Consider the following 13,653-nt stretch of genomic DNA (forward strand, 5'->3'; position numbering starts at 1 on the left):
ATCGACAGGAGCCGCGATGTTTCCCGAGTTCACTCTTCGCTATTCCCGCCTGCCGGAGCGCTTCTACGAGCGCTTCGACCCCGTGCCGGTGGAGGCGCCGCGGCTGGCCGCCTTCAACCGGCCACTGGCCGAGGAGCTGGGCTTCGACCTGGCCGCCTTCGATGAACGACAGGCCGCCGAGTGGCTCTCCGGCAACGCCGTGCCCGAAGGGGCCAAGCCCATTGCACAGGCCTACGCCGGTCACCAGTTCGGCGTCTTCGTGCCGCGACTCGGCGATGGCCGCGCCGTGCTGCTCGGCGAGGTGACCGACCGCGACGGTCGGCTGCGCGATATCCAGCTCAAGGGGGCCGGGTGCACCCCCTTCTCGCGGGGCGCGGATGGCCGCGCCCCGCTGGGGCCGGTGCTGCGCGAGTACCTGGTCAGCGAGGCGATGCATGCGCTGGGCATTCCCACCACTCGGGCGCTCGCCGCGGTAACCACCGGCGAGCGGGTCTTCCGGCGCGTGCCCGAGCCCGGTGCGATCCTGACCCGGGTCGCCGCCAGTCACCTGCGGGTAGGGACCTTCCAGTACTTCGCCGCCCGCGGCGACGTGGAGGCGATCCGTACCCTGGCCGACCATGCTATCGAGCGCCACTATCCGGAACTCCTCGAGATGTCCGGGGAGGAGCGCTACCTGGCGCTGGTGGAGGCGGTGCAGGCCCGCCAGGCCGCACTGGTGGCCAGGTGGATGGGTGTCGGCTTCATCCACGGGGTGATGAACACCGACAACACGACGCTCTCCGGCGAGACCATCGACTACGGCCCCTGCGCCTTCATGGAGGCGTACGATGAGCGCACCGTGTTCAGCTCCATCGACGAGGGCGGCCGCTACGCCTACCGCAACCAGCCGTGGATCGCCCAGTGGAACCTGGCGCGCCTGGCCGAGACCTTGCTGCCGTTGATCGACGACGACCAGGAACACGCCATCGAGCGGGCCACCGAGGTGATCAAGGCTTTCGAGGCGCAATACGAGGCCGAGTGGCTCGCCGTGATGCGCGCCAAGCTGGGCCTCGAATCGCAGGAAGCGGGTGACCGCGACCTGGTGGAGAGCCTGCTCGAGGCAATGCACGCCGGGCGCGCCGACTTCACCCTGACCTTCCGCCGCCTGGCCGAGGCGCTGGAGGCGGACACCCCGGCACTTCTCGAGCTGTTCGAGCGCGACGAGCCCATCCGTGCCTGGCTGCCGCGCTGGCGCGCGCGATTGGCGCAGGAGGACGTGGACCCGGCCGGGATCGCCACCCGGCTGCGTGCCGTGAATCCCGCCTATATTCCCCGCAACCACAAGGTCGAGGAGGCGCTGGCCGCCGCGGCCGAGCACGACGACTTCGGCCCCTTCGAGGCACTGCGCGAGGTGCTCGCCAGCCCCTTCGAGGAGCAGCCCGGCCGCGAGGCCTATGCCAAGCCGGCTCCGCCGAGTGAACGGGTGTTCCGCACCTTCTGCGGGACTTGAGGAGCAACACGCCACGCTCGTCCGCCCAGGTAACCGGAAGAGTCTCCGTAGACGCGGGCGGGGGGCGGCTGCTCGTGGGCTACTGCAGTTGGGCTTGGATGGTCCGCTTCAGAGTCTCGGAAGGCAGCTCGCCGAAGCGCGCCTTGTACTCCTGGGAGAAACGGCCCAACTGCTGGAAGCCGCAGTCCATGGCGATGCTGGAGACGCTCTCGTGGGGCGCGGCCTGGTCCAGGCGCTGGCGAACGTGCTCGAAGCGTAGCTGGCGGAAGTGGGCGATGGGGGAGACGCCGTAGTGGGTGTGGAAGTCCCGATAGAGGCGTTCCCGGGAGACGCCGGCGGCGCGTTCCAGATCGGCCAGGCCCAGGGGGCGGTCCAGGGACTCCCGGAGGAAGGCCTCGAGCCGCGACAGATAGGCCGGGCGGCCCTGCTGGCGGTCCAGCAATTCGTTCGAGTAGTTGTGCGGCTGGGTGTAGAGCAGGCTGGTGATCAGCGAATTCTCGAAGTTGCTCCACACCTCGGGCAGATCGCACAGCGACCCTTCCACGTCCAGCATCTCCTGCAGGTTGGCCACCATGCGCCACCACTCCTGCACCGTACCGCTCAGCGGCATCCGGGGATCGAAGATCACCGGACGCGTCAACTCGCGCCTCAGCAATTGGGCGAGCTTGCGATCGATGGCCTGGCGCGACAGCCGTACCAGACGCTTTCGGCAGCTCTCGTCCATGCGCAGGTGCAGCGGCTGGTTGGGCGAGATGATGGCAGCCACCTCGGCATCGGAGCCGAAGGCATCGCCTGGCAGCTCGAAGGACTGGGTGCCCTGGAGGGGCAGGCTGATGCTGTAGCTGTGGGTCAGGTCGGCGATGTCGATCTGCACCGGTGTCGCGTACTCGATGACGCCGATGGCGACGTTGCCCAGGCGGGTGCCGCGGTGACGGAAGTTGAGCGCCCGTGGCTGGGGAACCAGGAGCCGGTGGGGGCCATTGATACTGCACATCCAGCGGCAGGCCGAGTCCGGGGAGTGGAACTCGGCGGCAATCTGCCGTCGCGTCGGGGAAGGGGGTACGGTCATGGTTCCTCCTTGCCTCGCCGTCGGGTGTGGTTGTCATCGGGCCATCGCGATGGCCGTGGAGAGACGGTCGAGGTCAGTGTTCGCATGTCGCTCTTGGGTACGCACTGCGAACTGATGGGCTCATCTTGCCACCCTGATCAAGCAATGACCAGTTCCATGAAAGATACCGCCAATCGGCGTTGAGGCAAAGCCGCTTCCCGTCGCCGCCCGTTTCAGCGTCCCGGGGCGGGCGGCACCGGGCAACGACCAGGACCCGGGAGGAGTGAGGCTGCCGGCATGGGCATCCTGCCTGGCGGAAAAAGTGAATAGCCTTCCTCGAATAACCGCATAGTGGAGGCCGGGGGGAGTGCCTAAGGTGGGTCGTACCCGACAAGCAACAAGATGGTAACGACCGATGACGGCACAACGCTCCCTCCCCGAATGGCAGGCGTTCGTCGAGAATTGCCTCGACTTCCGCCCCGATGACGGCGTCTATCGCATCGCCCGTGACATGTTCACCGACGAGGCGCTGTTCGATCTCGAGATGGAACTGATCTTCGAGAAGCAGTGGATCTTCGCCTGCCACGAGAGCCAGATCCCCAATCCCAACGACTTCATCACCATGCAGGCCGGGCGTCAGCCGATGATCATCACCCGCGACGCCAAGGGTGAACTGCATGCGCTGGCCAATGCCTGCCAGCACCGCGGGGCGACCCTGACCCGGGTCTGCAAGGGCAACCAGTCCACCTTCACTTGCCCCTTCCATGCCTGGTGCTACAAGTCCGATGGCCGCCTGGTCAAGGTCAAGGCGCCGAGCGAGTATCCCGCGGAGTTCGACAAGGCCAGCCGTGGCCTGCGCCAGGCGCGCATCGCCAGTTATCGCGGCTTCGTGTTCATCAGCCTGGACACCGAGTCGACCGTCGGCCTCGAGGAGTTCCTGGGCGATACCCGGCTGTTCTTCGACATGATGGTGGAGCAGTCGCCCAGCGGTGAGCTGGAGGTGCTGCCGGGCGAGTCCCGCTACACCTTCAACGGCAACTGGAAGCTGCAGAACGAGAACGGCCTGGACGGCTATCACGTCAGCACCGTGCACTACAACTACGTCTCCACGGTGCAGCACCGCCGCGAGCTCGAGTCGCAGAAGCAGGGCGGCGGTGGCGACACCCTCGACTACAGCAAGCTGGGCGCCGGCGACAAGGACACCGACGACGGCTGGTTCTCCTTCGCCAACGGCCACAGCCTGCTGTTCAGCGACATGCCCAATCCCCAGGTGCGTCCCGGCTACGCCACGGTGATGCCGCGCCTGCTCGAGGAGCTGCCCAGGGAGCGTGCCGAGTGGACCATGCACCGCCTGCGCAACCTGAATATCTACCCGAGCCTGTTCTTCATGGACCAGATCAGCTCGCAGCTGCGCATCGTGCGCCCCATCGCCTGGAACAAGACCGAGGTGATCAGCCTGTGCCTGGGCGTCAAGGACGAGTCGGCTGCCGACCGCGAGAACCGCATCCGCCAGTTCGAGGACTTCTTCAACGTCTCCGGCATGGGCACCCCGGACGACCTGGTGGAGTTCCGCGAGCAGCAGCGCGGCTTCCAGGCCCGCGCCGAGCGCTGGAGCGACATCTCCCGGGGCCATCAGCGCTGGGCGACCGGCGAGACCCCCAACAGCCGGGCACTCGGCATCCAGCCGGTGATCACCGGCACCGAGTTCACCCAGGAAGGGCTCTACGTCAACCAGCACGGTACCTGGCAGCGGCTGCTGCTCGAGGGTCTCGAAAAGAAAGCGCTCAAGCTCCAGGAGGTGTGAATCATGAACCGTCAGCAATCGATCGAACAGTTCCTCTACCGGGTCGCCGCGCTCTGCGATGACCAGGACTGGGACGGCTACCTGGCGCAGTTCGCGCCGGAGTGCGAGTTCCATATCCCCCAGTGGAAGAACGAGAGCGAGGTCACCCGCGACCCCAAGCGCGAGATGTCGCTGATGTATTACGCCGACCGCACCGGGCTGGAGGACCGCGTCTTCCGCATCCGCACCGGCAAGTCCGCCGCCTGCACCCCCATGCCGCGCACCCTGCACCTGATCAGCAATGTGCGCTGTACGGACCGGGACGATGGCCAGGTCCAGGTCAGGGTGAACTGGGTGACCCACTTCCATCGCTTCGGCGAGAGCGGTCACTTCTTCGGCACTGCCGACTACACCCTGCGTGAAGAGGGCGACGGCTGGCAGATCAGCCGCAAGCATACGCTGCTGCTCAACGACCGGATCGACTCCGTGCTCGATTTCTACCACGTCTGATCACGCTGGAGGGCGAGTCATGCACAACACAGCCGCCATCGTCTTTCGGGACGGCACTACCCGCTTCGTCAAGGTCGACAAGCATGAACTGCTGATGGATGCCGCCCAGCGTCACGGGGTCAACCTGCCGGTGGACTGCCGGGAAGGGGTCTGCGGGACCTGCCGCTGCCTGCGTGAGTCCGGCGACGTCGACGTCGAGTATATCGACGAGGAAGCCTTGACCGAGGAGGAGATCGCCGAAGGGCATGTGCTGGCCTGCCAGACTCGCCTGCGCTCCAGCCAGGCCTCCTTCTACTTCGACATCGACTCCAACGTCTGCAGCGTGGCCACCGAGGTGCATGACGGCACCGTCAGCGCCGTGGAACAGGTCTCCGACGGCGCCGCCATCCTCGAGATCACCCTCGACGATCCCGCCCAGGCATTGCCGTACCTGCCCGGCCAGTATGCGCGCATCGAGGTGCCGAGTAGCGATGAGTGGCGGGCCTACTCCTTCGCCACCTCGGCGGTGAAGGAGGGCAAGCTTCGCTTCCTGATTCGCCTGCTGCCCAGCGGCGTGATGAGCGACTACCTGCGCGACCGCGCCAAGGTGGGCGACGCCATCTCCCTGGAGGCGCCTCTGGGGGCCTTCTATCTCCGCGAGGTGCAGGCCCCCCTGCTGATGGTGGCCGGCGGCACCGGCCTCTCCGCCTTCCTCGGCATGCTCGAGCAGCTGGCCGAGAAGGGCGAGTGCGCCCAGCCGATCCGTCTCTGCTACGGGGTGACCCAGGAGCAGGACCTCAGCGAGCTGGCGCGCCTGGATGCCTTGACCGAGGCCCTGCCCGACTTCGCCTTCGACACCATCGTGATGAACCCGTCCGAGGCCTGGCAGGGCAAGAAGGGCGTGGTCTGCGACCTCTTCGACCTCGACTTCCTGGCCCAGCCCTTCGACGCCTACCTGTGCGGGCCGCCGCCGATGATCGAAGCCACCAAGCAATGGCTTGAAGCGCGCGAGGTGGGTGAGCACCGCGTGTTCTTCGAGAAGTTCGTCTCGAGCTGAGGATCCCATGAACGACATTCATATCGAAGCGATCCAGACGTACCTGGTCGACCTGCCGACCATCCGGCCGCACAAGCTGTCGATGGCCACCATGGCCTGCCAGACGATGGTGATCGTGCGCATGCGCCACAGCGACGGCATCGAAGGGCTGGGTGAGGGCACCACCATCGGCGGCCTGGCCTACGGCCCCGAGAGCCCCGAGAGCATCAAGCGCAACATCGATGCCTACCTGGCGCCGCTGCTGGTCGGTCAGCCGTCCGGCAATGTCAATGCCCTGCGCGCCCGCCTGGCCCGCCATGCCCGCGGCAACCGCATCGCCAAGTCGGCGCTCGAGACCGCGCTGCTCGATGCCCAGGGCAAGCGGCTGGGCCTCTCCGTGGCCGAACTGCTGGGCGGCGCCCGCCAGACGCACCTGCCGGTGCTCTGGACCCTGGCCAGCGGCGATACCCGCCAGGACATCGACGAGGCCTTCCAGCGCCTCGAGGAGCGTCGCCACGGCGACTTCAAGCTGAAGATCGGCGCCCACCCGGTGGACCGGGACGTGGCCCACGTGGCGGCCATCAAGGCGGCCCTGGGCGAGCGGGCCAGTGTGCGCGTCGACGTCAACCAGGCGTGGGACGAGACCACCGCGGTGCGCGGCATCCAGGCGCTGCAGGACGCCGGCATCGAGCTGATCGAGCAGGCCATTCCGGCCCGCGAGCACGCCGGGCTGATTCGCCTGGCCCACCGCTTCAACGTGCCGATGCTCGCCGACGAGGCGGTGGCCGACGCCCGCGACGGCCTCGACCTGGCGGCCGGCGGCTTCAGCGGCGCCTTCGCCCTGAAGATCGCCAAGGCCGGCGGGCTCTACGGGGCGCTGGAGCTGGCCCAGGTGGCCCAGGCCGCCGGCATCGGGCTGTACGGCGGCACCCTGCTGGAGGGCACCATCGGCACCGCGGCGTCGCTGCACGCCTGGGCGACGCTCGGCGAGCTGGCCTGGGGCACCGAGATGTTCGGCCCGCTGCTGCTCAAGGACGACATCGTCACCGAGCCGCTGCGCTATCACGACTTCGGCGTCGAGCTGCCGACCGGCCCCGGCCTCGGCATCACCCTCGACGAGGACAAGCTCAACCATTACCGGCGCCGCGATTGAGACGCGCCCCCCTATCCCAAGGAGACGCTCATGCTCTTCCAGGTGGAAATGACCGTCAAGCTGCCGCCGGACATGCCGGCCGAGCGGGCCGCCGAGATCAAGGCGACCGAGAAGGCCTATGCGCAGGAACTGCAGCGCGCCGGCAAGTGGCGCCACCTGTGGCGGGTCGCCGGCAGCTACGCCAACGTCAGCATCTTCGACGTCGAGGACAACGCCGAACTGCAGGAGATCGTCTCCAACCTGCCGCTGTTCCCCTGGATGGAGATACGCGTCACGCCGCTGTGCCGTCACCCCTCCTCCATCCGTGACGACGATAGCTGACCACGGGTGAACTCAGCCACGCCCCGTATCGCAACGGGTAAAGAACGACAACTAGAGAGACATGACCATGACCGTAAAGATCTTCGATACCCCCGACGTGCAGGACTTCCTGAAGGCCGTCAGCGGCTTCGAGCAGGCCGGCGGCAGCGAGCGGGCCAAGCAGATCCTGCATCGCCTGCTGTCCGACGTCTATCGGATGATCGATGACTTCGACGTCACCCCGGAGGAGTTCTGGGGCGCCGTCAGCCAGCTCAATGCCTTGGGCAAGGAGACCCAGTTCGGCCTGCTGGCGCCGGGGCTCGGCTTCGACCACTACCTGGACATGCGCATGGACGCCGCCGATGAGTTGGCCGGACTGGCCGGCGGTACCCCGCGCACCATCGAGGGCCCGCTCTACGTGGCCGGTGCGCCGGAGGCCGGGGGCTTCGCGCGCATGGATGATGGTAGCGACACCGAGGCCGAGGTGATGTGGCTGACCGGCCAGGTCCGCGACGTGGACGGCAACCCCGTTCCCGGCGCCAGGGTCGAGATCTGGCACGCCGACACCAAGGGCAACTACTCCTTCTTCGACCCCTCGCAGGCGGAGTACCACCTGCGCCGCACCATCCATGCCGACGCCGACGGCCGCTACAGCGCCCGCAGCATCATCCCGTCGGGCTACGGCTGCCCGCCGGACAGCCCGACCCAGCAGGTGCTCGACCTGCTCGGCCGCCATGGCCAGCGTCCCGCGCATATTCACTTCTTCATCTCGGCGCCGGGTCACAAGCACCTGACCACCCAGATCAACCTGGCCGGCGACCCCTACACCTACGACGACTTCGCCTTCGCCACCCGCGATGAGCTGGTGATCGACGCCAACCGCATCGAGGACGCCGCCGAGGCCGAGGCGCGTGGCCTGGATGGCCCCTTCACCGAGGTGGTGTTCGACGTCGAACTGGCCAGGACCGACGACGCCGAGCTGCAGGAGCGTCACAAGCGCCCGCGCGCCCTGGAGGATGGCTGATCGACCGGCCCCGGCCAGCGGCCGGGGCACTCGCTACACGTTCCACAACAATACAAGAGAGATCCCCATGACCCCGACCAAGACCCTGGTGGGCGCCGCCGTCGCGCTCTCCCTCACCCTGACCGCCACGACCGTCCAGGCCCGTGACTTCCGCCTCGGCCTGATCACCCCGCCGGCCCATCACTGGACCCAGGCCGCGGAGGCGTTCGGTGCCGAGCTCGCCGAGTCGAGCGACGGCGAGCACCGCGTCAGTGTCTTCCCCTCCCAGCAGCTCGGCAACGAGGCGCAGATGGTGCAGCAGCTGCAGGCCGGCTCCCTGGACATGGCGTTCCTGACCATCGCCGAGATCTCCAATCGCGTGCCTGACTTCGGCGCTCTCTATGCTCCCTACCTGGTAGCGAATGTCGACCAGGCGGCAGCGCTGCTGCGTTCCGACACGGCCACCGAGATGCTCGAGCAGTTGCCGGCCCGGGCCGGCCTGATGGGGATCGGCTACGGCATGGCCGGCATGCGCCAGGTGCTCACCCGCAGCCCCATCGAGAGCGCCGACGACCTGCGCGGCAAGAAGGTACGCATCACCCCCTTCGACCCGATCCGCGACTTCTACCTGGCCGCGGGAACCGCGCCGACGCCGCTGCCGCTGCCGGCCGTCTACGACGCCCTGGCCAATGGCCAGGTGGATGCCATCGACATGGACTTCGATTCCATCCTGATCCTCAAGTTCTACGAACAGGCCGATAACCTGTTGATCTCCAACCATATGATGTTCCCCATGGTGGGGGTGGTCTCGGCACGGGTGTGGCGTGATCTGTCCGCCGAGGATCGCGAGCTGATCCAGACCACCATGCACCGTCATCTGGACGGGGTGATCACCGCCTTCCAGCAGCAGGATGCCGACCAGGAGGCGGAGCTGCGCACCCTGGACATCGGCATCGTGGATGCCGACGACACCTTCTTCAGCGAGGCGATCGCCGCCTGGGAAGCCACCTGGGCCGCCAAGGCGCCCTCCCTGACCGCGCTGCGCGAGACGGTCGCCGAGCTGAACGCCCCCTAACCGCCTAGGCCGTCCCGGGGCAACCCGGGGCGGTCCAGCCATCAGGACACCGATATGCTGACTACCCTCTCTCGAGGCCTGGCACGCGGCGAGGTGATGGTCGCCGCCACCCTGGCCGCGGCGATCACCGGGCTGATCCTGCTCAATATCGTCACCCGGGCCCTGGGCCATGCCCTCTACTGGACCGACGAGCTGGCCATCCATGGCATGGTCTGGATGGCCTTCCTGACCACTTCGGTGGTGCTCAAGCGCCGTGAGGGCATCGCCGTGACCCTGCTGGTCGATGCGCTGCCGACCGGGGCTCGCATCGCGGTGGCGCTGTGCGTCGATGCCGTGGTGCTGCTCTTCGCGATATTCCTCTTCGTGCTGTGCTGGCGCTGGTACGAGCCCGCCGTGCTGTGGTCTACCGGCTTCGATATCGAGGCCTTCCAGATGGAGACCTTCAACTTCATCTACTCCGAACGCACCAGCACCCTGGGTATCCCGAAGTTCTGGTCGTGGCTCTGCCTGCCGATCTTCTCGGTCTCCCTGGGGCTGCATGGCCTGGTCAACTTCACCGACAGCCTGAAGGCCCTGTGGCCCGGGCAAAGGAGGCTGGCATGACACTCGCCGTTTTCGCCCTGCTGCTGCTGGGGGCGGTGCCCATTGCCCTGGTGCTGGCGCTTTCCGCCGCCTGGTACATCCTGGATTCCGGCAACACCCTGCTGTTCGCCTCCTATCCCCAGCAGCTGTTCGGGGCGATAGAAAATTATGGGCTATTGGCCATTCCGCTGTTCATGCTGGCCGGGGAGTTGATGAACGAGGGGGGCCTGACCCGGCGGCTGATCGACCTGGCACGCATCCTCGTGGGCGGCTTCCGCGGCGGGCTCGTCTATATCAACCTGGTGGCCAACATGATGATGGCGGCCATCGTCGGCTCCGCGGCCTCGCAGATCGCCATCATGTCCCGGGCGATGGTGCCGGCCATGGAGCGGGAGGGCTACGACAAGCCGTTCTCGGCAGCCATCACCGCCGCCGGTGGCTTGATGTCGCCGATCATCCCGCCGTCGATGCTCTTCGTGCTGTATGGCGTCATGGCCCAGGTGCCCATCGCCGACATGTTCATCGCCGGGATCCTGCCGGGCCTGCTGATGGGCCTGCTGTTCTTCGTCGCCATCACCGCCATCGGCCTGGTACAGCAGTACCCCAAGGGCGACTGGCCGAGCCGTGCCCAGGCGCGTCGCTACCTGCTGATGGGCCTGCCGGCCCTGGCCATCCCGCTGATCATCATCGGCGGCATCCTCTTCGGCCTGGCCACCCCCACCGAGTCGGCGGCCCTGGCCTCCCTGGCGGCGCTGCTGATCGGCCGCTACGTCTATCGCGACCTGAGCTTCGACCGGCTGCCGCAGATCCTCGAGCGTACCGCCATCAATGCCGGCCTGGTGATCGTACTGATCGCCACCGCCGGGGTGTTCGGCTGGGTGGTGGTCTACGAGCAGCTGCCACAGATGGCCGCCGCCTGGATCGCCTCGGTGACTTCGGATCCCTTCCTGTTCCTGCTGCTGGTGGTGGGCATCCTGCTGCTGGTGGGGATGATCGTCGACGGTATCGCCGCGCTGATCCTGGTGGTGCCGATCCTGCTGCCCATCGCCCAGGGCCAGTTCGGTATCAGCCCCTTCCAGTTCGGGGTGGTGGTGTGCCTGACCCTGGTGCTGGGGCTGCTGACGCCGCCGGTGGGGGCGGGGCTGTTCATCAGCTCCTCCATGACCGGGGTGCCGCCGTTGCGCATCTTCCGGGCGCTGCTGCCCTTCCTGGCCATGAGTCTGGTGGCCCTGGTGCTGCTGGCCTGGCAGCCCTGGCTGACGCTGGCGCTGCTGTGACGCGGATGGCGCCCCGTGCTTTGCAGCGGCTCTGCGCGACCCGGAGGGTGCCGAGCCGGGGGCCATGGCATGACGGCCAGGCTTCGCGCACTATGGAGGTAGCTCGGAAACCGGGGAGGCCAAGCGATGGCCAAGCAGGACGAGAAGAGGGCGGCCGGGACGACGGTGGACCTGGACGACGAGGGTGTCCACTGGGACCAGGCCATGAGCTACGGCCAGTACCTGAACCTGGAGCGCCTGCTGAGCTGCCAGCATCGCCAGTCCGGCGAGCATGACGAGATGCTGTTCATCGTCATCCACCAGGTCGCCGAACTGTGGCTCAAGCTGTGTCTCCACGAGACCCACGCTGCCGCCGCGGAGATCGCCGCGGACCGGCTGCAGCCCGCCTTCAAGATGCTGGCCCGGGTCTCGCGCATCCAGGAGCAGCTGATCAAGGCCTGGGAGGTGCTGGTCACCATGACCCCGGCGGATTACGCCGGCTTCCGCGACAGCCTGGGCCAGAGCTCGGGGTTCCAGTCCTACCAGTACCGGGAGCTGGAGTTCCTGCTCGGCGATCGCAATGCCGCCATGGTGGAGGTGCATCGTGCTCATCCGCAGCATCATGCGCGACTGACCGAGGTGCTCAACGCCCCCAGCCTCTATGACCTCAGCCTGCAGTTGCTGGCGCGGCGTGGGCTGGCCATTCCCGCCGCGGCGCTCGACCGCGACTGGTCCGAGCCCTACCGCCCCAGCCCCGAGGTGGAGCGGGCCTGGGCCGAGGTCTATGGCGATACCGAGCACCACTGGGAGCTCTACGAGCTGGCCGAGAAGCTGGTCGACACCGAGTACAACTTCCAGAAGTGGCGCTTCAGCCACATGAAGACGGTGGAGCGGATCATCGGCCGCAAGCGCGGCACCGGCGGCACCGCCGGGGTCGCCTACCTGGCCTCGGCCCTGGAGCGGCGGTTCTTCCCGGAACTCTGGCAGGTTCGGACCTTGATCTAGGCTTCAGCTCGAGGTGAGCTTACCCAGCATTGGCGGACACCGAGTTCGGAGCCAGGCGGGACGGCCGAAGTCGCAAGAGCAGGGGCAACGACAGTGACGTCGGGGTCTGATCGCGGCGCTCAGCGCTTGAAGGCGATCGGGCTTTGCGGCCGGGCATCGACCTCAAGCGTGAAAATGTCGGGCCGGCTGTAGTGCCCGGCCACGTCAAAGGCACGGCGGGCGGCGGCAACACGGGGGATATCGATATCCGCCTCAAGCAGCCCGACCTCCTTGCGCATCGGTCCGGCGACGATTTCGCCGCCCGGCGCGATCACCACGCTGTCGCCGGGATTCATCCATTCCTCCGCATCCGGATAGAGCCGTTCGCGGTCGGGGAAATCCGCGGGCAGATCGCTGACCCGCAGCACATTGCCCGCGCCGAGCACCCAACAGCGCGCCTCGCGGGCGATATGCTGCAAGCTGCCGAGCCAGCCGTCGCCGCTGTCATTGGTCGGTGCGACATGGATCTCGATCCCCTGGCCATACAGCGCATAGCGCGCCAGCGGCATGAAATTTTCCCAGCAGACCAGCCCCCCGACGCGGCCGGCGGGTGTATCGACGACCTTGAGCCCGCTGGCGTCGCCGAAGCCCCAGACCATGCGTTCGGGATTGGTCGGCATCAGTTTGCGATGAATGTTCAGCAGCGTGCCATCGGGCCCGATCGTGACCAGAGTGTTGTAGATCGTCGTGCCGCTGGTCTTGCTGTCGCGCTCGTTGATACCGCAGATCACGGTTGCCGTGGCCTTGGCCGCCGCATCGAAAAGCGGCTGCAACTGGTCCGAGGACAGATCGACGGCATTTGCCACCAGCCTTGCGTGCAGCGCCTCGCTCAGCCCCCAGTCCGTACTGGGCTTTAGCCGCCAGATCCAGGCAGGATAACCGGGCACGAAGGCTTCATTGAACACGATCAGTTCCGCACCGCGCGCTGCCGCCTCGGCAACCTTGGCGGCAGCCTTGGCGATTGTCTTTTCACGATCCAGAAACACCGGCGGTTCCTGAACGATTGCGATCCTTGTCATGATATTCCCTGCCTTTAGGTTTTGCCCCGAAAGGCGGAATGCTATTCCGGCACCTGTTCGCCCGACCCGCCAATTTCGGCCGGAAAATCATGCATTTCTGGCAGGCCGTCTTTCATCGGCAGCACCGTTTCAGCATAGTTCACATGCACGCCGGGAACGAAGGCCAGCCACCGACTTCCTGGCCGTGCCCTTCCTGGCCCGGGCCCGGGCGGCTGGGGTATCGGCCGAGCTCTGGTCGGTCCGAACGGCGATGTAGACATGATGGATTGACCTGCCCCGCCTCAACGTCGTGGGTTACGTTGAGGTAGGGACCAGAACACAGAGCCACTATTGAGGGAGGCAGGTCATGAATCAGTCTAACGCAACTCAGCAATCC

General features: G+C 66.8%; 13 protein-coding genes. 11 read left to right on the top strand and 2 right to left on the bottom strand.

The annotated features are described in order from the left end of the window. Positions 1–16: 16 nt before the first annotated feature. Positions 17–1,489 (top strand): protein adenylyltransferase SelO, encoded by a 1,473-nt coding sequence (locus AC5W54_RS13150; protein WP_495962547.1) that lies wholly within the window; start codon positions 17–19, stop codon positions 1,487–1,489. Between the two features lie 79 nt (positions 1,490–1,568). On the opposite strand, the gene AC5W54_RS13155 is transcribed toward AC5W54_RS13150, so the two are convergent. Continuing rightward, a complete protein-coding gene (locus tag AC5W54_RS13155) occupies positions 1,569–2,558 on the bottom strand; it encodes an AraC family transcriptional regulator (RefSeq protein WP_495962548.1) in 990 nt (329 codons plus the stop codon). A 394-nt stretch (positions 2,559–2,952) separates the two neighbouring features. Between AC5W54_RS13155 and antA the strand changes: the two genes are divergently transcribed. From antA to kynA, 10 genes are all read left to right on the top strand, one after another. Next, positions 2,953–4,341: an anthranilate 1,2-dioxygenase large subunit gene (gene antA / locus AC5W54_RS13160; RefSeq protein ID WP_495962549.1), complete on the top strand. Its 1,389-nt coding sequence runs from the start codon at positions 2,953–2,955 to the stop codon at positions 4,339–4,341. Positions 4,342–4,344: 3 nt separating this feature from the next. Then, a complete protein-coding gene (antB, locus tag AC5W54_RS13165) occupies positions 4,345–4,830 on the top strand; it encodes an anthranilate 1,2-dioxygenase small subunit (protein ID WP_495962550.1) in 486 nt (161 codons plus the stop codon). A 19-nt stretch (positions 4,831–4,849) separates the two neighbouring features. Beyond that, positions 4,850–5,866, top strand: a complete 1,017-nt coding sequence (gene antC / locus AC5W54_RS13170) for an anthranilate 1,2-dioxygenase electron transfer component AntC (protein ID WP_495962551.1) — start codon at positions 4,850–4,852, stop codon at positions 5,864–5,866. A gap of 7 nt (positions 5,867–5,873) precedes the next feature. Continuing rightward, positions 5,874–6,998 (top strand): muconate/chloromuconate family cycloisomerase, encoded by a 1,125-nt coding sequence (locus tag AC5W54_RS13175; RefSeq protein WP_495962552.1) that lies wholly within the window; start codon positions 5,874–5,876, stop codon positions 6,996–6,998. A gap of 30 nt (positions 6,999–7,028) precedes the next feature. Next, positions 7,029–7,319, top strand: coding sequence for a muconolactone Delta-isomerase (gene catC, locus AC5W54_RS13180; protein ID WP_495962553.1), 291 nt, complete (start codon positions 7,029–7,031; stop codon positions 7,317–7,319). A 67-nt stretch (positions 7,320–7,386) separates the two neighbouring features. Next, complete coding sequence (catA, locus tag AC5W54_RS13185) at positions 7,387–8,322, top strand: catechol 1,2-dioxygenase (protein ID WP_495962554.1); 936 nt, start codon at positions 7,387–7,389, stop codon at positions 8,320–8,322. Positions 8,323–8,389: 67 nt separating this feature from the next. Next, positions 8,390–9,376, top strand: a complete 987-nt coding sequence (locus tag AC5W54_RS13190) for a TRAP transporter substrate-binding protein (protein ID WP_495962555.1) — start codon at positions 8,390–8,392, stop codon at positions 9,374–9,376. Positions 9,377–9,430: 54 nt separating this feature from the next. Continuing rightward, complete coding sequence (locus tag AC5W54_RS13195) at positions 9,431–9,979, top strand: TRAP transporter small permease (protein WP_495962556.1); 549 nt, start codon at positions 9,431–9,433, stop codon at positions 9,977–9,979. Next, the gene (locus AC5W54_RS13200; protein ID WP_495962557.1) at positions 9,976–11,235 is read left to right on the top strand and encodes a TRAP transporter large permease; all 1,260 of its coding nucleotides are present in this window, start codon (positions 9,976–9,978) and stop codon (positions 11,233–11,235) included. Before AC5W54_RS13195 ends, AC5W54_RS13200 begins: the two co-directional genes overlap by 4 nt. A gap of 126 nt (positions 11,236–11,361) precedes the next feature. Continuing rightward, positions 11,362–12,219: a tryptophan 2,3-dioxygenase gene (gene kynA, locus AC5W54_RS13205; protein ID WP_495962558.1), complete on the top strand. Its 858-nt coding sequence runs from the start codon at positions 11,362–11,364 to the stop codon at positions 12,217–12,219. 119 nt (positions 12,220–12,338) lie between these two features. Here kynA and AC5W54_RS13210 read toward each other — a convergent pair whose 3' ends face one another. Further along, the gene (locus AC5W54_RS13210) at positions 12,339–13,277 is read right to left on the bottom strand and encodes a carbon-nitrogen hydrolase family protein (protein ID WP_495962559.1); all 939 of its coding nucleotides are present in this window, start codon (positions 13,275–13,277) and stop codon (positions 12,339–12,341) included. Positions 13,278–13,653 lie beyond the last annotated feature (376 nt).

Source organism: Halomonas sp. LMYGS-3 (assembly GCF_059509875.1).